The sequence below is a fragment of the Streptomyces sp. NPDC048696 genome, from assembly GCF_043198895.1.
Lineage (GTDB): Bacteria > Actinomycetota > Actinomycetes > Streptomycetales > Streptomycetaceae > Streptomyces.
Genome location: NZ_JBICVJ010000001.1, coordinates 360,245 through 381,313, shown reverse-complemented (window position 1 = coordinate 381,313; position 21,069 = coordinate 360,245). Strand labels below are relative to the sequence as shown.

Below are 21,069 nucleotides of genomic sequence, written 5' to 3'. Positions count from 1 at the left end.
CATGCGACGGGAGGCTGATCGGCAATGCGCGCAGCACGCCGTAACAGAGCACGGACAGCACGGGCGACGGTACTCGCACTCCTGGCCGCCGTGGCACTCGTGGTCGGCGCGACGGCGACCACGTCGGCGGCGGGGGCACCCGCGACGAAGAAGCGGGGGCCGATCTCGGTGGCCTACATCGAGGTGAACAGCGACAGCATGCTCAACGTGGGCAAGTACCGCCTGGCCAACGGCGGCGGCAACGTCTTCGACATCGCCGTGGTGTTCGCCGCCAACATCAACTACGACACCGCCACGAAGTCGGCGTACCTGTACCTCAACCCGAACGTGCAGCGCGTCCTGGACAACGCGGCCACCCAGATCCGCCCGCTGCAGGCCAAGGGCATCAAGGTCATGCTGTCGGTGCTGGGCAACCACCAGGGCGCCGGGTTCGCGAACTTCCCCTCCGGCGCGGCCGCTTCGGCGTTCGCCAAGCAGCTCTCCGACGCCGTGAGCAGGTACGGCCTCGACGGCATCGACTTCGACGACGAGTACGCCGAATACGGCAACAACGGCACCGGCCAGCCCAACGACAGCTCGTTCGTCCACCTGGTCTCCGCGCTGCGCGACGCGATGCCGAACAAACTGATCTCGCTCTACAACATCGGCCCGTCGTCGACGAGGCTGTCCTACGGCGGCGTGGACATCTCGTCGAAGTTCAATTACGCGTGGAACCCGTACTACGGCACCTGGGGTGTGCCCGGCATAGCCCTGCCGAAGGCGAACCTGTCACCGGCGGCCGTCGACTTCGGCTCGACGTCCTCAAGCACCGCCGCCAGCCTGGCCAGGCGGACCGTCAGCGAAGGCTACGGTGTCTACCTGACCTACAACCTGGACGGCTCCGACCGGCACACCTATGTGTCCGCCTTCACGCGGCAGCTGTACGGAACCGATGCCGTGTACACCCCGTGAGTGAGGGGCGGGGGCGCCTGGACCGTTGACGGTCGCCTTCCGTTCCACCGGCCTTCAACTGGCAGCCCCTGTCCGCGTCGTGTGCCGTCCCTATGTTCTGTTGCGGGTTCTCCCGGAAGAAGGGGCTCATGGACACACCGCTGGCACTCCAGGCACGCGGGATCACCAAGTGCTTCGGCGACGTCATCGCACTCGACGGCGTCGACATGGATGTGGCGCAGGGTCAGATCCACGGCTTGGTCGGACCGAACGGCGCGGGCAAGACGACCTTGCTCGGGCTCCTCCTCGGACTGGCTGTCGCCGACAGCGGCCGTCTGGAGATCTTGGGGACGCGGGTGGGCCGAGGGCTCGCCGCTCCCGACGGCGTCGCCGGTTTCGTGGACGGGCCCGGCCTCTACCCCTCGCTGACCGCCCGGCAGAACCTCGCCGCGCTGGCCGCCCTGCGCGGCCACGACGCGCGGACAGCGGGGATCGACGACGTGCTCCACGAGGTCGGCCTGACCGATGTCGCCGACGACCGGACGCGCGGCTTCTCCCTCGGTATGCGCCAGCGGCTCGGGCTCGCCGCCGCCCTGCTCACCAGGCCCCGGCTGCTGGTCCTCGACGAACCGGCCAACGGCCTCGATCCGGCCGGCACCAGACACGTACACGGTGTCCTCACCCGGCTCGCGGCGGACGGCACCGGCGTCGTGCTCTCCAGCCACCGCATGGATGACGTCGAGGCGCTGTGCTCCGAGGTCACCATCCTCGCCACCGGAAGGGTGGTCTTCTCCGGCCCGCTCGGCAAGCTGGCCGCCGAGAACCGTGAACTCGAATACCGTCTGCTCACCTCCGACGCGCGGGCCGCCCGTCGGCTGGCGGCCGAGACGGACGGGATCTCGACCGTCGACGGCGCCGAGGGGAGGCACGACGCTGATGGGCTCGTCGTGCGGGCCCTGGTGCCCGCCCTCGACGAGTTGGTGAGGCGGCTCGTCCACGCGGGCATCGCCTTGCGTGAGCTCGCACCGGTGGCCTCGCCGCTCGAAACCGCGTTCCTGTCCCTGACCGAACCCTCCACCGAGCCCTCCACCGGGCGACCGACCGGGCAGCTTCCCACCCAGCCGACCGAGCAGCCGACCGAACGGCGGCACAAGCAGCGGACCGAGCCGCAGGAGGCCGGACGATGACCGTGGCTGTCGCCACCCAGCCGGCTTTTGGCACCCGTCGCGTCCCGGTGGTGCGTGCGTACCGCTTCGAGCTGGTCAAGCTCATCTCGCAGTGGCGCGTGCGCCTGCTGGTTCTGGCCTGCTGGAGCGTGCCGGGCGTCTTCGTCGCCGCGGTGGCCCAGCAGAGCACGCTCCCCACGGACACGCTCTTCGGCCGCTGGATGCACGCGACCGGGTGGGCCGGACCGCTGGTGACGCTCGGCTTCTCGGGCAGTTGGGCGCTTCCTCTGCTGACCTCGGTCGTCGCCGGTGACGTGTTCGCCTCCGAGGACCGGCTCGGCACCTGGCGGCACCTCCTCGTGGCGGTGCGCTCGCCCCGGCGGATCTTCGCCGCGAAGGCGCTGGCGGGTCTCACCGTCATCTTGGTGCTGGTGGTCGGACTGGCTGCGTCCAGCACGGTCGGCGGGCTCGCGGCGGTCGGCGGTCATCCGCTGGTTGGCCTCGACGGGCACGCGTTGGCTCCGTCGGACGCCGCCGGGAAGGTGCTGCTCGCCTGGCTCTGCGTGCTGGCCCCGGCCCTGGCCCTCGCCGCGATCGGACTGCTCGGGTCCGTCAGCCTCGGCCGTTCCCCGATGGGACTGCTGCTGCCGGTGCTCGTCGCGCTGGCGATGCAACTCGCCCAGCTACTGCCGCTGCCTGTAGCGGTACGCCTGGCCCTGCCCGGCTACGCGTTCATCGCCTGGAACGGCCTGTTCACCAGCCCGGTGCAGGGCGGCCCGCTTCTCATCGGTGTCGCGGTCGCCCTGCTGTGGGCCGCGACCGCCACGACGCTTGCCTACTTCCTTTTCGTACGGCGCGACTTCACCAACCCGGCGCACGACGGCCCGGGGCGCCGCGCGCTCACCCTCGCGGTCCTGCCGTTCGCCGGGCTGCTCGCCGGGACCGTGGCGGTGATCGCCGCGGCGACGACGGCCACCGGCTCCGGCATAGAGCAGGAGAAGATCCAGCGCTCGGTCGCCACGGCGTTCGCCCACCTCTACCGCACGCAGACCGACCAGCTCAACCGCCCCGCGGTCACCGAAACACAGCTGAAGGCCACGGCCGCGTGCAGCAAGGGCAACGCCAGCACCGGCGCCAAGGGGCCGGGCAACGACTGGCGCTGCGTCGTCTCCTGGCATCTCCCCGGCATCGAGACCACCGGGCAGGCCGTCTACCAGCTCGATGTCGCCGCGGACGGGCGGTTCGTGGCCGACGGCGACGGGCCGAAGGAAGTGAACGGCTACTTCCTGGTGCGGACCGCGACCGGGGACGCGCCGAACCCGCTGTGGCAGTTCGACGGCAATGTCGAGCTGTTGTCCGCCACCCCGAAGGGATGAGTCCATGCAGGTCACACGCCGTCGTCGGAGTGCCGAGAAGGGGCACTCCGGCCCTGTCGGCAGACGCGTCGGCCGCCGAACACCCCTGGCAACGGCAGGCATCGCGGCCGTCGCCCTCGCCCTGGCCGGCACCGCCTTCGCCCAGACGACGCAGTTCGGCAAGGACCGGGTCGGCCAGGTCACCAGTCAGGGCCAGGTCATCTCCAGCGACCAGTACATCGCCCCGTACGGAAGCCGTCTCGTCATCAACAACGGCAAGATCATGTCGTCCACGGTCAGCCCGGACGGCACCCACCTCGCGGCCTCGGTTGCCGACGGAGGGCTGGCGCTGGACATCGTGAACCTGAAGAAGGGGAAGGTCCAGCAGCTCATCGGCAACAGCGCCTCGGCGGATCTGCGCATCAGCGGCAACGACGTGGGCCAGGAAGGCCCGACGTATTCACCTGACGGCAGGCAACTGTGGCTGGGCCAGACCGACGGCTACACCAAGTTCACCGTGAAAGCGGACGGCAGCCTCGCCAACCCCGTGTCCGTCAAGATCCCGGCGGACGGGCCCAAGCACGCCCTTGTGGGTGCGGCCGCGTTCTCGCCCGACGGGTCCACCGTGTACGCGGCGGTCAACGGCCAGAACCGGGTCGTCGCCATCGACACGGCGACCGGGGCCGTCCAGCACAGCTGGGCCGTCGGCAACGCCCCGCGCGACCTGGCCAAGGTCGGCTCCAAGCTCTACGTCAGCAACGAGGGCGGGCGCCCGGCGAAGCCCGGCGACACCACGGTCAACTCGTACAACACCCAGGTGCCCGCCGACCCGGTGACCGCGGCCACCACCACCGGCACGGTCAGCGTCATCGATCTGGCGAACCCGGCCGCCGCCGTCGCGAGCATCGACGTCGGCCTGCACCCGACCGCCCTGTACGCGAGGAAGGGCGCGCTGTTCGTCGCCAACACCGCCACCAACGACGTCTCGGTCATCGACACCGCGAAGAACAAGGTCGTCCAGACCATCTCCACCAAGCCGTGGCCCGAGGCGTCCGTGGGCTACGAGCCCACCGCGGTGACGTTCGCCAGGGACGGCCGCCTGCTGGTGACGCTCGGCCGAGCCAACGCCGTCGCCGTCTACCGGTACACCACCCCACAGGAGCCGGTCGGCTACGTCGGCCTGCTTCCCACGGACTACTTCCCCGCCCAGATCGCCACCGTCGGCAACGAGGTGTGGGTCTCCAACACCCGTGGCATCGACGCCCGCCGTCCCGCCAACAGCGCCGGACACAACACCCACGACACGACATCGAGCCTGCAGCGGTTCCTCCTGCCCAAGGACAGCATCATCAAGTCCGAGACGGCCAAGGTCTTCCGGCAGAACGGCTGGAGTGCCGGCTCGGTCGCGGCGGGCAAGGGGCACGCACAGCCGGTGCCCGTTCCCGTGCGGCTCGGCGACCCGTCGACGATCAAGCACGTCTTCCTGATCGTCAAGGAGAACCGGACCTACGACCAGGTCTACGGAGACCTGCCGCAGGGCAACGGCGACCCGTCGCTGACCGAGTTCGGCGAGAACGTGACACCGAACCAGCACGCACTGGCCAAGCAGTTCGGGCTGTACGACAACACGTACGACATCGGCACGAACTCCGCCGAGGGCCACAACTGGCTGATGCAGGCCGACGACCCGGAGTACACCGAGTCCTCGGCCGGTGCGTACGAGCGCAGCTACGACACCGAGGACGACGCGCTGGGCCACCAGCGCACCGGGTTCCTGTGGACCGGTGCCCAGGCCGCCGGAAAGTCCGTACGGGACTTCGGCGAGTTCCAGCAGTTCCTGACCAAGCCCGCCGACGCGAGCTGGCAGAACCTGTACTGCGACACCAAGAACATGCGGTCGACCGGGCAGAACACCGCCTACCCCCTGGTCTCCTCCTCGCCGATCCCGTCACTGAACTCGGTGTCGGTGCCCGGCTTCGCGAAGTTCGACACCAGCGTCCCGGACATCTACCGGTACGAGATCTGGAAGCGTGACTTCGAGAAGAACGGTCCGGCGAACCTCAACATGTTCTGGCTCTCCAGCGACCACACCGGCGGACCGCCCAACGCGGCCGCCCAGGTCGCGGACAACGACCTCGCCACCGGCCGGCTCGTCGACACGATCTCGCACAGCCCGTACTGGAAGGACTCCGCGATCTTCGTGGTCGAGGACGACTCCCAGGCCGGCCTCGACCACGTCGACGGCCACCGCGCCCCGATCCAGATCATCAGCCCCTGGGCCGGACACGGCGTCGTCGACAGCCACTACTACTCGCAGATCACGATGATCCGCACCATCGAGCAGATCCTCGGGATCCACCCGATGAACCAGAAGGACAGCGCCGCCAGCCCGATGAGCGCGGCGTTCACCGGGAAGCCGGACCTGACCCCGTTCACCGCGCTGCCCAACCGCACCTCGCTGACCGCGGGTCTGACGACCCCGCCCACCTGCGGCTCGGACACCCCGTCGGCGCAGAATCCCCGCGCGGCGGCCGTGCCGCCGGCGAAGGTGCCGGCGGACAAGCAGCAGCTCGCGGCTGAGTGGGAGACCTGGAAGTCGCACCAGCGGCTCACCGGACCGGACGCCAAGCCCGACTTCGCGAACCCTCAGCAGATGAACCACTTCACGTGGTACGAGACGCACGGGTGGACGAAGCCGTACCCCGGCGAGACGAAGATCTACGCGCCCAAGGACGTACCGGGCGCCTACATCCCGTCAGCGGAGAACGACGGCTGACGCGGCGGATCGCGACAGGGCCCCGGTCGGCGGTGACGTCGGCCGGGGCCCTGTCGCACCGCCAACCAGGCTCTCCGCGAGGGAAATTGGGATGCGGGTGCCGCACGGCCATCCCCAGGCTGCGCTCGCGCGTCGGGCGAGGCGCCGTATCGGCCGTCAGGGATCGGAGATGCACGGGGTATGACCAGTGACCTGTTCGCGATCTGCTTCAACACACCCCATCCCGCGGGCCTGGCGCGCTTCTGGTCCGGGGTTCTGGGCTGGGAGTTGGCCGACGGTCCGGACGACGGTGTCGCGCTTGTGCCCCTTGACGCCGCCGGGTTCCGTATCCGTTTCCTGCCGGGCCAGGAGCCGAAGACCGGCCAGAACCGGGCGCACTTCGACCTGACGAGCGCCTCCCCGGAGGACCAGCGGCAGACCGTGGCCAGGGCGCTGGAGCTCGGCGGGAAACACATCGATGTGGGCCAACTCCCGGAAGAGGGACATGTGGTGCTCGCCGATCCGGACGGCAACGAGTTCTGCGTCATCGCGGCGGGCAACAAGTTCCTCGCGGACACCGGCTTCATCGGAGCGCTGGCCTGCGACGGTACGCAGGAGGTCGGATACTTCTGGAGCGAGGCGCTGCGGTGGCCGCTGGTCTGGGACCAGGACCAGGAGACCGCGATCCAATCGCCGAGCGGCGGTACGAAGATCACGTGGGGTGGCCCTCCGGTCGCGCCCAAGACGGGTACGAACAGGCTGTACTTCGAGCTGGCGCTCCCCGCCGGCGCCGACTGGGAGACGGAGGTCGACCGTCTGATCTCGCTCGGTGCGACGCGCCCTGGCACCGGCGAGAGCGATACCGGCCGGACGCTGCTGCTCGACCCCGACGGCAACGAGTTCTCCCTACGAAGGCCCCGGTAGCGGTCCCGTCCCGCTGACGCGCCGAGAGTGCCGGGGCCCCGGAAACGGCCCGCGGGTCCCGGTCAGTATGCTGCGCTGGTGATGATCGACGGGGTGGAGATGCGCGAGGTCACACTCGCGGACGCGGCCGGTCTGGCCGAGTCGTTGCGCCGCAACCGTGTGTCGATGCGGCCCTTCGAGCCGTACCGGCCCGAGGAGTTCTACACCGAGCACGGCCAACTCGCCAGGATCGACGCACTGCTCACGGAGCGCGAGGCCGGGCGCCTACGGCCGTACGTACTGATCGAGGCGGCCGGTGGCGCGCCCGTCGGGGGCATCAACCTCGGCAGCATCGCCCTCGGTCCGTTCCGCAGCGGCGGCCTCGGCTACTGGGTGGACCAGGAGTGGGCCGGCCGGGGACTGGCGACGGCCGCGGTGCAGGAGGTCTGCCGCATCGCCCGCGAGGAGATCGGTCTGCACCGCGTTGAGGCGAGCACACTGGTCGACAACATCGCCTCGCAGCGCGTGCTCGCCAAGGCGGGATTCGAGCAGTACGGCACCGCGCCCAAGTATCTGCACATCAACGGTGCTTGGCGCGACCACCGCCTCTTCCAGCGGCTGCTGCACGACGACCCGCCCACCGGCGCATGAGCACGCCACCTTCGCCGTCCGGAGCTGAGCGGACCGGCGGGTCGTCGGTCCGGATCGGCGCTCTCGTTCCGCTGACCCGGCCCGGCTGGGTCGAGGCGGGTCGGCACCTGCTCGCCGGACTCGAACTGGCCGTCGATGACATCAATGACGACGGCGGGATCCTCGGAAAGCCACTGGAGCTGGTGGTCCGGGACACCGCGGCGGATCCGGAGCGCGCCGCGGCGGCCGTGGACGAACTGGCGAGCCTGGGCGTGGTCGCCCTGGCGGGGGAGTACCACAGTGTCGTCGCTCGCGCCGTCGCCGCCCGGGCCGACGCCCTCGGCCTGCCGTTCCTCTGCTCGTCGGCGGTTCTCGACGCGCTCACCGAACAGCCGACACCATGGGTCGCGCGCCTCGCCCCGGCACAGTCCCACGGCTGGCGGATCTACGCGGACCACCTGCTCGACGCGGGCCACCGCCGCATCGCCGTCGCGACGCAGCCGAGCGTCTACTGGGCATCCGGCACCCGCATCCTGCGGGACCACCTCGTCGCACGCGGCGCCACCGTCGTCGAACTCGACATGAGCGCGCTCGCCCCCACGGCCGTGTGCGACGCGCTCGTCGACCAGCGCGCCACGGCCCTCCTCCTTCTGGTCGGCCACCCGGATCCGGCCGTGTCGATCGTCAAGGCCGTACGCGGTGACCAGCGCCTCACCGAGATGCTGATCGGTGCTCCGGCCGGGCAGCCGGAGTTCAGCGAGTGGGCAGCGCTGCTGGGTGAGGACGGCGCCGCGATCCCGTTCCTGCGCTATCTACCCGAGTGCCTGGGCCCTCTGGGCACAAGAGTCGAGGCAGCCCTGCGCGCACGGCTGGCCCAAGCACCCTCTTTCGTCGCCTTCGAGGGCTACGACACGGTCACCGTCCTCGCCGACGTACTGCGTAAGCACGGCGCGGACCGGACGAGCACCGCCGCGGCCTGGCCGCTCGTCGCGGTCGAAGGCACTCGCGGAGAGATCCGGTTCTCCCGCACGCCGGGCATCAGCGTTCGGCAATGGGCCTGGGCGCCGGTCCAGGTCGTCGACCGGGATCCGGCGGACCTCGATCGCTTCCGGGTCCTTCATTTCGGCTGAGCGTGGGCGGCGTGTCACCGAGAGTGACACTGAAGGCAGAGAAAAGCGGTATTTGACCGATTCATCCCCTTCGATTCGAGACCGATCACGTCATTCCACCCCCACCGTCAACGGGAACAATCCGCTACAGACTGTGACATTCAGGCCTTGCGGAGGTGACTCGCCCCATAGGGCCCACGTCACATACGTAGGGGACTAGTAGCTCCCCACAGCCCGGATGCCGGGTGCTCGGGCGGGCTCCCACCTGCATGAATACCTTGCGGGCCATGGGGCCCGCCCTGCACCCCCGCTGCGACGCCCGCTAGTAGAAGGGGTCGTTGCCAGGCGGCCGGGGCGTCGGTAGAACTGGATGAGTCGCCGGGCGGCACGGGTGCTTCACCCGCCGCAGACGAACCCCTCTCCCTCGCGTGAGTGGCTCACGCATGTCTTCGACATGCCGCGACCGTCCTAGTCCCCTTCGAAAGGCCCCTCTGTGTCCATCTCTGTCATCCGCCGCGTCGCCGCTTCCAAGAAGACCCTTGCGGGCGCTGTCGTCGCCCTCGGTGCCGCCGGTTCCCTGTTCGCCACGGTCCCCGCCCAGGCGGCTCCGATGAGCGAGAAGGCGATCGCCCAGCAGATGATCAAGGACCCGGCGCAGTTCGCGGCCTTCAACAACATCGTGTCCCGCGAGAGTGGCTGGGACCACACCGCCACGAACGCCTCCTCCGGCGCCTACGGCCTGGTCCAGGCCCTTCCGGCCTCGAAGATGGCCTCCGCCGGTGCGGACTGGAAGACCAACCCGGCCACCCAGATCAAGTGGGGCCTGGACTACATGAACTCCCGCTACGGCAGCCCCGTCGGCGCCTGGAACTTCTGGCAGGCCCACCACTGGTACTAAGCCGCCAGCGGACAGTAGACACACAAGAGCGCTCGGCCGGGACATCCCGGCCGAGCGCTCTTGCGTTGTTCTGGCCGATCCCTTACGAGAACTGCCACGTCGTGGGACCGTTACGCCGATCCGTACGGGCACGGACGCACCACGCCCCCGTGGCCCAGGCAAGATCCACCGGATGGGCTGCGGGCGGTGTGGCACCGTGGTCAGCGCACCTGGACGGTCTTGACCTGCGACGTCTGGTGTATCCGGGTGTGCTTGGACGTGGGCGAGGACGCCTCGGTGAGTACGGCGCGGTACTGCCACTGGCCGCGATGCGCCGGGCGCACCGTGAAGTCCAGGCGCCCGCCGCCGTTGTAGCCGCCGTGCGAGCACCGCACCGTCACCCAGCCACCCGAGCCCGACCGCTGCTGCACGCAGAACCGGTTGTAGGTGGAGTTGTCATCCATGCCGTGCCCGGCGAGGTGGACGGCCGAACCGAGGCGCGCGGTGCGCGGACCGGCCGTGAACGTGATGTCCGACTTCGCCCAGGCGCCCCCTGCCGCCAGGGCGATGGTGGCCGCCGCCATGGTGCCGACGGCCGCCCCCCGCAGTGCCGTGCGGCGATTACGCGTGATCATGGCTTCCCTCTCCTGTGGTCGCTGTGGTCACCGCCGGACCGGACGGGAGTGGTCAGGCTCCCCACCGATCCGGCGGACTTACGCACGGGAAGAGAGCCTGGACGCGGTGGCCGTTGCCTCGGCTTTGTCACCGTTGTGAAACACGGAAGCTGCTGAGTCGACGCGGACGAAGTCGGTGTGAGCGCTTGGCAGTTGGGCAGGCAGCAACGCCCGGGATGGGCTGTTCCCCCGTTGCGTTACGTGGTATTTCGTGCCCTCGTCCAGGGGCCGGTACGGTCGGATTCATGACGTCGAATTTTGCTACGGCCGAAGAACTCGCGGCTGCTTTGCGTGCCGGAAAAGTGAGTTCGGTGGAACTGACCGACGAGGCGATCGCCCGCATCGAGCGCGACGACCAAGCGGTCAACGCGATCTGTGTGCCGGACTTCGACCGTGCGCGGGCCGCCGCGCGCGACGCCGACCAGGCGCGCGCCCGAGGTGAGGACGCGCCGCTGCTCGGCATTCCGGTCACGGTGAAGGAGTCCTACAACATCGCCGGGCTGCCCACGACGTGGGGCATGACGCCACACCGGGACTTCATGCCGGCCGAGGACGCGGTGCAGGTGTCGCGGCTGAAGGCCGCGGGCGCGGTGATCCTCGGCAAGACCAATGTGCCCGTGGGCCTCCAGGACATACAGACCTTCAACGAGATCTACGGCACCACCAACAACCCGTGGGATCACAGCCGTACGTCGGGTGGCTCCTCCGGCGGATCGGCGGCGGCTCTGGCGTCCGGCTTCGGCGCGCTGTCCATCGGTTCCGACCTCGCCGGCTCGTTGCGCACTCCCGCGCACTTCTGCGGTGTCTACGCGCACAAGCCGACGCTCGGGCTGGCGCCGATCCGGGGTATGGTCCCGCCGCCCGCGCCGCCGTTGCCGGCCGACTCCGACCTCGCGGTCGTCGGCCCGATGGCGCGCAGTGCCCGTGACCTGACGCTTCTGCTCGATGTCATGGCCGGGCCGGATCCGCTGACGTTCGGTGTGGCGCATTCGTTGACTCTGCCGCCCGCGCGCCACGAGCGGCTGGGCGACTTCCGGGTCCTGATCGTCGAGGAGCATCCACTCATTCCGACCGGGTCCGCGGTGCGGGCGGGCGTGAACCGGGTGGCGGACGCTCTTGTCGCCGCCGGAGCCCGCGTCGAGCGGCACAGTCCGCTGCTGCCCGATCTGACCGACGCCGCGATGCTCTACACGCAGTTGCTGTTCTCCGGCGCGGTCGCGCGTTTTCCCGTCGAAGGCTACGAGGAGCTGCGGACCCACGCCGCCCAGCTGAGCCCGGACGACCGGAGTCTCGACGCGGAGCGGCTGCGGGCGATGGTGTTCAGCCACCGCGACTGGCTCGAGTCGAACGGCCGTCGCGAGCTGCACCGCCACGGCTGGCGGCAGCTCTTCGCCGAGTTCGACGTCGTGGTGTGTCCCATCACGCCCACTCCCGCGTTCCCGCACGACCACAACCCCGATCCGAGGGAACGCCGGATCGACATCGACGGCGTCGAGTACCCGTACTTCGACCAGCTCGTCCTCGCCGGTGTGGCCACCATGCCCGGGCTGCCCGCCACCGCCGTACCGGCGGGCCGGTCCCCCGAGGGGCTGCCGGTGGGAGTGCAGCTCATCGGGCCGATGTTCGAGGACCGTACCCCGCTGAAGCTGGCCGAACTGCTTGAGGAGAAGATCGGCGGCTTCGAGGTACCGGAGTAGGGCGTACGGCCCGGGCGCTCTCGGTCCGGCTCCGGTGACTGTCTTCGTCCGGCACCGGAGCCAAGATCGATTGTCAGTGGTGGGTGGGACGATCGAAGTATCGAGTCGGTCGGAACGAGGGGGACCTGCCATGTCCGTAAGCCAGAACTACATCAATCACGTCGCTCTTGTGCTGGATGCCAGTTCGTCCATGTCGCACCTGAGCGGCAAGGTCGTCGAAGTCGCCGACCAGCAGATCGCCTACCTCGCCCGCCGGTCACGGGAGTTGGAGCAGGAGACCCGTGTGACGGTGTACGTGTTCGCCGACACGGTGGAGTGCGTCATCTACGACAAGGACGTGCTGCGGATGCCGTCCCTGAAGCAGTTGTACCGGGTCGGCGGGATGACGGCTCTGCTGGCGGCCGCGCTGAAGTCGCAGCGGGAGCTGGCGCAGACGGCGCAACTGTACGGCGACCACAGCTTCCTGACGTTCGTGCTGACCGACGGGCAGGAGAACGCGAGCCACCGCAGCCCGGACGCCCTCGGCAGGGATCCGCGTGCCCTGGTCAAGGCGGTCGCCGAGATGATCGCGACGCAGCAGGACAACTGGACGCTGGCCGTGCTGGTACCGGACCAGATGGGCAAGCGGGAGGCCATGCAGTGCGGTTTCCCCAAGGACAACATCGCCATCTGGGACGCCACCAGCACCCGCGGCCTGGAGGAGGCCGGGCAGGTCATCCGCCAGGCCACCGAGAACTTCATGGTGGGCCGCGCCCAGGGCATCCGGGGATCGCGGGCGGTGTTCTCCACGGGTGCCGAGGCGGTCAACAAGGACACCATCGAGGCGGCCGGCCTCACCCCGGTGGATCCCTCCCAGTACCAGCTGATCCCGGTGGCGCGGGAAGCGGCGATACGCGACTGGGTCATCGAGTGCGGACACACCTACCGCACCGGTTGCGCGTTCTATCAGTTGAGCAAGTCGGAGAAGATCCAGGCGCGGAAGCAGATCGCGGTGCTGGAGAAGAAGACGGACCGGGTGTACACGGGGCCGGAGGCCCGGGCCCTGCTCGGCCTGCCGGATGCGGAGGCCCGCGTCAAGCCGGACCACAACGACGACTTCACCATCTTCGTGCAGAGCACCAGCGTGAACCGGAAGCTCGTGGCGCACACACGGCTCCTGCTGATGATCTGATGCGACCCGCTCCCGCAGGCCAGGGCCGTGGCCTTGGCCTGCGGGAACGCCGGTGCGTCGGCGACGGCGGGTCATGACGGCGGGTCAGCCGGGCAGGGACCACACCTGGTTGGCCTGGAGATGGCCGCAGGTCCACACGTCGAGCTTGGTGAGGTCGGCCGTGCCGCCACCGTAGACGTCGAGGCACAGGGCCGAGGCGTTGTTGACCAGGGTCCCGTCGGGTTTCGCGGTCCAGTGCTGGGCGGGTGTGCCTGCACATGTGGAGAGGGTGACCGGGCTTCCGGGGGTCGTACCGGCCGCTGTCAGGCATTTGCCCAGTGACCGCACGCTGGTGTCAGTGGGCATGGTCCAGCGCTGGTTGGGGTTGCCGGTGCAGGTGTAGAGGATCGTCGGTGTGCCGTCGGCGGTGCCGCTGCCGGTGACGTCCGCGCACTTGGCGCCGTTGCCCGTGAGCTGGCCGGTGGGGACGGCGGTGCCGCACCCGGCGCCGGGCGTGAGCCGCCAGATCGCCGTGCCGTGCGCGGGAACGGTGGCCGTGAGGCCGCTGCCGGCGGTCGAAGTGGCCCCGGTCCAGAGGTCCTTGGCGGTCACCGTGCAGCCGGGCAGGCCGATATCCGCCAAGGATGTGGTCACGGTGCGGGCTGTCGATGCGCGGTTGAGGACCGCGACCGCCCGGTCCGAGCCGGCCAGCGGCCGGACGAGGACGTCGGTGGTGCCGTTGGTGGACGCCACGCTCGCCTGCCGGCCGAGGCTGTCCTGGTCGACCGCGATCAGGTCGGTGTTGCCGAGTGCGGAGCGCGCGGCCGGGGTGAGCCGGGAGACGTCGGAGGAGAGGATGAGGGGTGCGGCCATCATCGACCACAGAGCCATCTGGCTGCGGGACTCGTCGTCGCTGAGCCCGCCGGCGCCCGCGATGAGGAAGTCCGGGTCGTTCCAGTTTCCGGGCTTGGCGTAGCGGCCGATCCAACGGTTGTAGCCGTAGTTGGAGAGGACGCTGGACCATCGGCTCGCAGTCGGGTGGGCCGGGTCATACGTGGCGATGTCCCAGCCCTCACGCCAGAGTTGGCCGTCCGATCCGACCCAGGACAGTACGTCGAACCAGGTGGGACTGCCCCACTCACCGGTCTGGAAGTACGCGGGCGCCGACTCGGAGAACGCGATGTCGCGGCCGCTCGCGCGCAGGGCCGCGGCCTGGGCGTCGTACGCCTGCCGGTAGGCCTGCTCCTGGGTCTGCCCGGTCGCCGTGTAGACGTTGCAGCCGTCCAGCTTGAGGTAGTCCACGCCCCATGCGGCGAACGAGGCGGCGTCCTGGGCGAAGTGGTCGGCGCCGCCGCCCTGGGGCCGCCCGCTGCCGGGGTAGCCGCCGCAGGTCGCGGACCCGGCGTCCTCGTAGATCCCGAAGCGCAGTCCGCGGCCGTGGAGGTATGAGCCGAGCCAGGCCATGCCGTGCGGGAACGTGACGGGGTCCGCGACGAGGTTCCCTTGCGTGTCACGGGACTTGGCCATCCAGCAGTCGTCCACGGTCACCGTGGTGTAGCCCTTGGCGGCCAGGCCGATGGAGACGAGGGCGTCGGCGTTGGCGGTGACGGTCTGCTCGGTGACGCCGCACTGGTAGTGGGCCCAGTCGTTCCAGCCCATGGGCGGGGTCGGGGCCGACTGTGCGAGGGAAGGCGAGGCGGGGGAGGGGGAGGCGTGCGCGGTGGCGGCGGTGGTGAGCGGCAGACAGAGCAGCGCGGCCGTGAGCACGGCAAGTGCGGTGCGTCGGCGCGGTGTACGTGGGGGGCTGGGCACGGTGATCTCCTCTGCGGTGAGAAGGGGAACGTGCGGGGTGGCGCTCGGGAGGAGCGGGTGAGACCCATTGCTGATCGGTTCTGCACTGTAGCGCTCCGTTTCGAGCAGCTTCAATCACCGTGCGGTAAAAGGGAGATGAGGGTGTGAGCGGCGGGTCCCGGATCGGGCGAAGGGCCGCTTCGCGAGGGCTTGGATGATCTGTGGGGGTGGAGCCGGCCCGGGCGGGGTCGCGGTCTCTCGGTCCGTTTCACCGAGCCGCTTCCTCGACCCGGGCCGACTTCACCCCGTTTCAACGTCGGGCGCGTGCGGCGAGGAGGGGTGCGAACCCTCGTATCTCGACTCTCAACGCCGCCGTGATGTCAGCACCAGAACTGCGGGCTCTCCACATCGCCGTACGGGACGCCCGACTCGGTTATCCAGGACTTCACCACGTACGGGCCGCCGTAGCAGTTGGTGACGGTGACGGAAGGGTTGTTGCCGATCAGCACGTTGCCGGCGCCTCTGGGGAGGAGTTCGTTGTGGTCGGAAGAGGCGGGCGAACCGAGCTGGTTGCCGTTGACCACGGTGAAGACCTGGAAGTGGACGCGGACATCGGTGGTTCCCGACCACACCCAGACCTTGGGGTCCACCGAGTGGACGCCCGCCGAGCCCTGGTACGCGCAGGGGTTGAGCGTGACGCCGAACCCGGCGGGGGCACTGCCCCGGCAGGGGGCGCCGCCGGCCCAGCTCGTGACCGCCTGGGCGGGGGTGGACAGGGCGATGCTCGCGCTGATCGCGGCTGTGCTGGCGAGCAGACCGAACAGCTTCTTGCGGGTACGCGACATGACGCCTCCTGGGACGTGTGTCAGCCGGGGGATCTTGGTCGCGGATCACGCTGCTGGACGGCAATGGCATGCGATCGGAGGTTAACCATTCCCAGACCAGATCTTGGGACGCACTTGGTGGAAGAGCGGAGTCGGCTGTTCCGACTCCGTTCGGCGTGCACTCCAACTCCCGTGAATACAGGGGGAGTCCGGGGACTCGGAGGTGACACACAGGTGGTGCGACTCCGAGCAGCTGGAGAGTGATCGAACGGTAGGCGCTGGGCTTGGGCGGGTGTCAGTGGTGGGCGGTCATGTGGGCGAGGGTCTGCTCGGCGCTGTCCACGGAGAAGGCACCGGCGATGCCTTCAGCGGCTCCCTCGGCCGCTTCGACGGAGCGGGGAACGAGGAGCTTCTCGTAAGCGGTGACGGCGTCGTCGACGATGGCGTGCTCGATGAGGGCCTGCGCGAGGTCGGCGCCGTCGCGCATGGCGAGATTGGCGCCCATGCCGGAGAAGGGGGACATCAGGTGGGCGGCGTCGCCCAGCAGGGTGACACCGGGGGTGGGTTCCCAGGTGTGCGGGACGGGCAGGGCGAACAGCGGGCGGTTGACGTATCCCGTGTCGGTGTCGGTGATGAAGCCGCGCAGTAGCGGGCTCCAGTCCGCGGACCGGTGCAGGAGGGCGTCGCGGACGGCGGCGGGGGCGGTGAGGTCGACGCCCTCCTGCCGGTGCCAGTCCTGGGGGGTGCGCAAGCCGATGTAGACGCGGATGTGACCGCCGCCGTTGCGCTGGGCGATGAAGCCGAGGTTGTTGTCGAGGGCCATCATGGTGCCGTTGCCGGTGAGGGCGGCCAGTGACGGGTGCCGGTTGTCGGCGTCGTTGAGGCCCGTCTCGACGAACGTGACACCGGTGTAGAGCGGGACCGCGTCCGTCAGCACACGACGCACGCGGGACCAGGCGCCGTCGGCGCCGACGACCAGGTCGGTCTCCGTGTGGTGACCGTGGGCGAAGTGCAGGCGGTGGCGGCCGTCGCCGAGCGGTTCAGTGCGCTCCAGCTTGTGGCCCCATCGGACGGTACCGGGGGCGAGGGAGTCGAGCAGGAGGTCGCGGAGCTGCCCGCGGTCGATCTCGGGGTTGCCCTGGCCGTCCTGGGGCGGGGCGGCGTCGAACAGGATGCGGCCGTCGCGGGCGACCAGCCGCATCTGCTCGCCCTCGGGGCGGGCCAGCGCGGTGAAGTCGTGCCACAGCCCGGTGGCACGCAGGGCGTGCTGCCCGGTGTCGGGGTGCATGTCGAGGGTGCCGCCCTGGTTGCGGGCGGTCGCGGAGGCGTCGCAGTCGTAGACGGCGACGTCGATGCCGTGGCTCTGGAGGATGCGGGCGCAGGTCAGGCCGCCGGGTCCGGCGCCGATGACGGCGATACGGTTCACGGTCGTTTCTCCATGTCGCGAGTGTGCGGGGGCAGGGGCCGGCGCGGTCGGTACCGGTCCGGCCCCTCCACAAAAGCACGATCACTCAATAAGTGCAACGGTACAACTTTTTGGGTCGGACACCTTTGTGTACGATGTGAGCATGACGACACCTGTAGGACGGCGCGAACGCAAGAAGGCCGCCACGCGCCAGGCACTCGCCGACGCCGCCCTGAGCCTCTTCCTCGAACGCGGCTACGACGCGGTGACCCTGCACGAGATCGCCGAGGCCGCCGACGTGTCCACCACCACGCTTCTCAAGCACTTCCCCAGCAAAGAGGCGCTTGTCTTCGACGAGGAGGCCGACCAGGAAGCCGGCCTCGTCGCCGCCGTCCGCGACCGCACCCCGGGCATGACGATCCCGCAGGCCCTGTGCGCGTACGTCAAGCGCGTCCGCATCCACGCGGCCGACTCCGACACTCGCCACGCCGACTTCCTCGACCTGGTGAGGGCCACCCCCGCCCTCAGCGACTACGGCCACCGCATGTGGATGCGCCATCAGGACGCCCTCGCGCGCGCCATCGCCCAAGACCTCGGCGTCGCACCCGACGACCCGCGCAGCGCGGCCCTGGCCCGCTTCGCCCTGGAGACCTCCGCCCTCGCCCGCCACGCCGACGACCCCGAACGAGCCGTCGACGTCGCTTTCGACCTCCTCGAACACGGATGGAGCGTCACCGGTCCCGCGGTGCGGTGACGGCGGCGACCGGCCTGGGGGGAATGCCCGTACGCCCCGAAGTCGCCTGCACCCGCTGCCGGTTCAGCGGCCGAGGGTGTCCAGGTGCTGATGGAGCGCCCGGTGGCCTTCGGGGGTGGGGTGCAGGCCGTCGAAGAGCAGGTCGGTGCGCTTGCGCAGGGGTTCCCACATGTCGAGGAAGTCGACGTAGTTCTCCTCGCACCAGGACCGTGCGGCCTCACGCAGGACCAGCGCCCGCTCCTCGGTGAACCGCAGGCCCTCATAGTCGCGGGTGCGTTCCTCGTCGAGCCAGATCGGGCCCGCGACGACGAGCCGTGTGTTGTGCCCGAAGGCGGTGGCGGCCAGAGAGTCGAGCCGGTCCGTGACGTACGCCAGGGCGTCATCACCGGTCTGTGCGGTGGCGAAGGGAAGGGCGGAGTCGTTGACACCGGCGGCGACCAGGAGCGTGTCGGGCAGGCGGGCGGCGAGCAGGCCAGGGGTCTGCTCGCTGACGTCGCGCAGGGTGCTGCCGGGGATGGCCAGGTTGAAGACGCGGTGTTCGCTCTCGTTCGCGGCGATGTGGTCCGCCGCCAGGTGGGCGGCCCATCCGCCGCGCGGGTCACAGCGTCCGTAGGCGATGCTGTCGCCCACCACCACGATGCGCGCCGCCGAGCGCAGCGGCTTCGCGTCGAGGTAGGCCCAGGCGCTCTCGCCGGAGGTGAGCCGCACTCGTCGGCGGGCGTAGTCGTCGACTTCGTAGGCGTCGGCCGCGGCGAGGTCCTGGTCGGTGAGGTGCAGGACCGCCCCCTCGACCACGGCGCCGTACTTGCGCCGCAGGGTCAGGTGGACGTCGAGGCCGCTGGTGGCGATCACGGACGGGTCGGTGATCGGCAGGGGCCTCGTCGTGTATCCGGTCAACGACGCGGGAGACGTGGGCACGGCATGGCCGAAGAGCGCGGTCTGGACCTGCTCGTCCATCAGCGTGCCGAAGGAGAACAGGGTGTGGGGGCGTGACGTGGTCACTGTGGGGTACGCGGCCTTTCTCGAATGATCTGTCGGATCACCCTAACGGCCGCCTCGGGCCGCCTGACCAGCGATCCTTCCGTCCCGTACGCCCTTGGCGGCGGTCCGGCGCCCCGAGCCCCACCTCGCGTGCCGGACCGCCGTGTTGGCCCCATGGGCGGACAGGGGCCCCGCTCCATACGACCTACCTGGATACGGCCTACTTCGATACGGCCTACTTCGATACGACCTACTTGGACGCGATCCGTCCGAGTGGGTCGGGGTCGGCGTCCAGCGCCTCCCGCTCCGTCTGCCAGGCGGGGTCCCCGGGGTAGAGCTCGCTGCGCAGGTAGGCCGAGGCGAGCCGGGCGACGGCGGCGACGCGTTCGGGGTTCTCGTCCGTGGTCTCGGCGACGTCGTATCCGGAGATCCCGCCGAGCCCGTGCTCGGCGTCGAACAGGGTGAGCAGGGACTTCGGGCCGGGGGAGAGGAGGTACGGGTCGGTGTGCCACTCCGGGCCCCAGACCGTCAGGAAGGCGGAGTCGTCCTTGTCCCCGGCGACCACGAGCGCGGGCGTCGTCATCGTGGAGAAGTCCGTGGTCAGGAAGAACGAGTAGTTCTCGACCGTGAACTCGGTCAGCGCGTCGCCGCCCCGGCCGGGCGCGGCGAGCAGCACGCCCGCCTTGATCCGGGGCTCGGCCAGGGTTACTTCCGTTCCGTCGTGCGGATCGGTGAGCCGGGCGCCGAGGAGCAGGCTCGCGGTGTGCCCGCCCATCGAGTGCCCGGCCACGGCGACCCGGCTGTGGTCGAGGCGGCCGCGGAGCTGCGGGACGGCATCCTCGATCGCGTCGAGCCGGTTGAGGATGCGGGTCATGTCCTCGGCGCGGGTGCGCCAGTGCGGCGACCCCTGGGCCTCCGGATTCGGGCTCAGCGTCCTGGAGTCCAGGTGGGTGGGCTGGATCACGACGAAGCCGTGTGCCGCCCAGTGGTTGACGAGGGGGGCGTAGCCGTTCAGCGAGGACAGGTTGTTGGAGGGGCCGAGACCGTGTGAGAGGAGGATGACCGGCAGCTCGCTCCCGGTAGCCGGGGCGGAGACCCGCAGTTGCAGGTCCGTGGCGCGGCCGGGCGTCGGCAACACCACCGGGCCGACCGAGACGACGGGGGTGGGCGGGATGACGGTGTCGCCTGTGTATGCAGGTGCACTCATGGTGGGGATGCCCTTCGGTGGCTTCTGCTGCTGATCGCAGGCAGGCAGCAGAGGGTGAGGCGGTCCGTAACGCCCGCCGTCAGCTATCCTCAAAGCGGATCGCTGTTCCACTTACGATACGGATCGGCGATCCGTTTAGTCAATAGTCATCGGAAGGAGTGCGTGGTGCCCACGCCAGACGGCCAGTCCAAGGGGGCGCCTGCCCGCAGCAAACGGGCAGACGCGACGCGCAACCGGCAGACGCTGCTCGATGCCGCCGCGGAGGTGTTCGTGACCTCGGGGATCGACGCGCCGATCCGGGAGATCGCGGCCAGGGCGGGCGTCGGGCTGGGGACGCTCTACCGCCACTTCCCGACGCGGGCGGACCTCGTCACCGCCGTCTACCGTCACCAGATCGAGGCATGCGCCGAGGCCGGCCCGAAGCTGCTCGCCGAAGCCGCGCTCCCGTTCGAGGCGCTACGCCAGTGGGTCGACCTCTTCGTCGACTTCCTGGTCACCAAGCACGGGCTCGCCGATGCCCTGCAGTCCGACAGCGACCGGTTCGCCGCGCTGCACACCGACTTCCTCGACCGGTTGATGCCGGTCTGCGCCCAACTGCTCGACGCGGCGGTCGAGGCCGGCGAGATCAGGCCCGGCGTACAGCCCTACGAGCTGATGCGCGGCATCGGCAACCTCTGCATCGGGCGTGACAGCGACCCCCGCTACGATCCCCGTCGGCTGATCGAACTGCTCCTCCAGGGGCTGCGGCAGCCCCGGCCACTTGGCGTTGACGGCACGTCATGACCCCTTCGGCGTAGGCGAGGCCGCACCATCGAGTGCCGGGCACCTCCTGATGGAGGTGCCCGGCACGGGAACTTGTGG

The 21,069-nt window shown here is 69.8% G+C and carries 18 protein-coding genes; 12 read left to right on the top strand and 6 right to left on the bottom strand.

The window, feature by feature from the left end; genetic code table 11:
- The first annotated feature begins 24 nt into the window (after positions 1 to 24).
- From ACGFRG_RS01740 to ACGFRG_RS01705, 8 genes are all read left to right on the top strand, one after another.
- Complete coding sequence (locus ACGFRG_RS01740) at positions 25 to 951, top strand: endo-beta-N-acetylglucosaminidase H (protein WP_393260287.1); 927 nt, start codon at positions 25 to 27, stop codon at positions 949 to 951.
- Positions 952 to 1,079: 128 nt separating this feature from the next.
- Entirely contained in the window at positions 1,080 to 2,117 is a 1,038-nt protein-coding gene (locus ACGFRG_RS01735; protein WP_393260285.1) for an ATP-binding cassette domain-containing protein, read from the top strand.
- Positions 2,114 to 3,472, top strand: a complete 1,359-nt coding sequence (locus tag ACGFRG_RS01730) for an ABC transporter permease (RefSeq protein ID WP_393260283.1) — start codon at positions 2,114 to 2,116, stop codon at positions 3,470 to 3,472. Before ACGFRG_RS01735 ends, ACGFRG_RS01730 begins: the two co-directional genes overlap by 4 nt.
- Positions 3,473 to 3,476: 4 nt before the next feature.
- A complete protein-coding gene (locus tag ACGFRG_RS01725) occupies positions 3,477 to 6,227 on the top strand; it encodes an alkaline phosphatase family protein (protein ID WP_393260281.1) in 2,751 nt (916 codons plus the stop codon).
- A gap of 180 nt (positions 6,228 to 6,407) precedes the next feature.
- Positions 6,408 to 7,130 (top strand): VOC family protein, encoded by a 723-nt coding sequence (locus ACGFRG_RS01720; protein WP_393260279.1) that lies wholly within the window; start codon positions 6,408 to 6,410, stop codon positions 7,128 to 7,130.
- Between the two features lie 81 nt (positions 7,131 to 7,211).
- Positions 7,212 to 7,760, top strand: coding sequence for a GNAT family protein (locus ACGFRG_RS01715; protein ID WP_361418275.1), 549 nt, complete (start codon positions 7,212 to 7,214; stop codon positions 7,758 to 7,760).
- Positions 7,757 to 8,869, top strand: a complete 1,113-nt coding sequence (locus tag ACGFRG_RS01710; RefSeq protein WP_393260276.1) for an ABC transporter substrate-binding protein — start codon at positions 7,757 to 7,759, stop codon at positions 8,867 to 8,869. The genes ACGFRG_RS01715 and ACGFRG_RS01710 overlap by 4 nt, the downstream gene beginning before the upstream one ends.
- A gap of 472 nt (positions 8,870 to 9,341) precedes the next feature.
- On the top strand, positions 9,342 to 9,746 hold the full coding sequence (locus ACGFRG_RS01705; protein ID WP_361416894.1) for a transglycosylase SLT domain-containing protein: 405 nt from the start codon (positions 9,342 to 9,344) through the stop codon (positions 9,744 to 9,746).
- A gap of 200 nt (positions 9,747 to 9,946) precedes the next feature.
- Here the strand turns inward: ACGFRG_RS01705 and ACGFRG_RS01700 are convergent, their stop codons facing one another.
- Complete coding sequence (locus ACGFRG_RS01700) at positions 9,947 to 10,360, bottom strand: hypothetical protein (RefSeq protein WP_361416892.1); 414 nt, start codon at positions 10,358 to 10,360, stop codon at positions 9,947 to 9,949.
- A 284-nt stretch (positions 10,361 to 10,644) separates the two neighbouring features.
- Here ACGFRG_RS01700 and ACGFRG_RS01695 point away from each other — a divergent pair, with 284 nt between their 5' ends.
- Both ACGFRG_RS01695 and ACGFRG_RS01690 read left to right on the top strand, forming a co-directional pair.
- Complete coding sequence (locus tag ACGFRG_RS01695) at positions 10,645 to 12,096, top strand: amidase (protein WP_393260272.1); 1,452 nt, start codon at positions 10,645 to 10,647, stop codon at positions 12,094 to 12,096.
- A 130-nt stretch (positions 12,097 to 12,226) separates the two neighbouring features.
- Positions 12,227 to 13,267, top strand: a complete 1,041-nt coding sequence (locus ACGFRG_RS01690; protein ID WP_361416887.1) for a vWA domain-containing protein — start codon at positions 12,227 to 12,229, stop codon at positions 13,265 to 13,267.
- 84 nt (positions 13,268 to 13,351) lie between these two features.
- On the opposite strand, the gene ACGFRG_RS01685 is transcribed toward ACGFRG_RS01690, so the two are convergent.
- The 3 genes from ACGFRG_RS01685 to ACGFRG_RS01675 form a co-directional block, all read right to left on the bottom strand.
- On the bottom strand, positions 13,352 to 15,058 hold the full coding sequence (locus ACGFRG_RS01685) for a ricin-type beta-trefoil lectin domain protein (RefSeq protein WP_393260270.1): 1,707 nt from the start codon (positions 15,056 to 15,058) through the stop codon (positions 13,352 to 13,354).
- A 359-nt stretch (positions 15,059 to 15,417) separates the two neighbouring features.
- Positions 15,418 to 15,882 carry a hypothetical protein gene (locus ACGFRG_RS01680; protein WP_361416881.1) on the bottom strand — a complete coding sequence of 155 codons (465 nt, stop codon included), beginning with the start codon at positions 15,880 to 15,882 and terminating at the stop codon, positions 15,418 to 15,420.
- 274 nt (positions 15,883 to 16,156) lie between these two features.
- The gene (locus tag ACGFRG_RS01675) at positions 16,157 to 17,287 is read right to left on the bottom strand and encodes an FAD-dependent oxidoreductase (protein WP_393260267.1); all 1,131 of its coding nucleotides are present in this window, start codon (positions 17,285 to 17,287) and stop codon (positions 16,157 to 16,159) included.
- A 142-nt stretch (positions 17,288 to 17,429) separates the two neighbouring features.
- On the opposite strand from ACGFRG_RS01675, the gene ACGFRG_RS01670 reads away from it, so the two are divergent.
- On the top strand, positions 17,430 to 18,020 hold the full coding sequence (locus ACGFRG_RS01670; RefSeq protein WP_393260264.1) for a TetR/AcrR family transcriptional regulator: 591 nt from the start codon (positions 17,430 to 17,432) through the stop codon (positions 18,018 to 18,020).
- Positions 18,021 to 18,083: 63 nt separating this feature from the next.
- On the opposite strand, the gene ACGFRG_RS01665 is transcribed toward ACGFRG_RS01670, so the two are convergent.
- Together ACGFRG_RS01665 and ACGFRG_RS01660 are read right to left on the bottom strand one after the other, a co-directional pair.
- Positions 18,084 to 19,022 carry a GDSL-type esterase/lipase family protein gene (locus ACGFRG_RS01665; protein ID WP_393260261.1) on the bottom strand — a complete coding sequence of 313 codons (939 nt, stop codon included), beginning with the start codon at positions 19,020 to 19,022 and terminating at the stop codon, positions 18,084 to 18,086.
- A 229-nt stretch (positions 19,023 to 19,251) separates the two neighbouring features.
- Entirely contained in the window at positions 19,252 to 20,208 is a 957-nt protein-coding gene (locus tag ACGFRG_RS01660; RefSeq protein ID WP_393260258.1) for an alpha/beta hydrolase family protein, read from the bottom strand.
- A gap of 165 nt (positions 20,209 to 20,373) precedes the next feature.
- Between ACGFRG_RS01660 and ACGFRG_RS01655 the strand changes: the two genes are divergently transcribed.
- Positions 20,374 to 20,991 (top strand): TetR/AcrR family transcriptional regulator, encoded by a 618-nt coding sequence (locus ACGFRG_RS01655; protein ID WP_361416866.1) that lies wholly within the window; start codon positions 20,374 to 20,376, stop codon positions 20,989 to 20,991.
- Positions 20,992 to 21,069 lie beyond the last annotated feature (78 nt).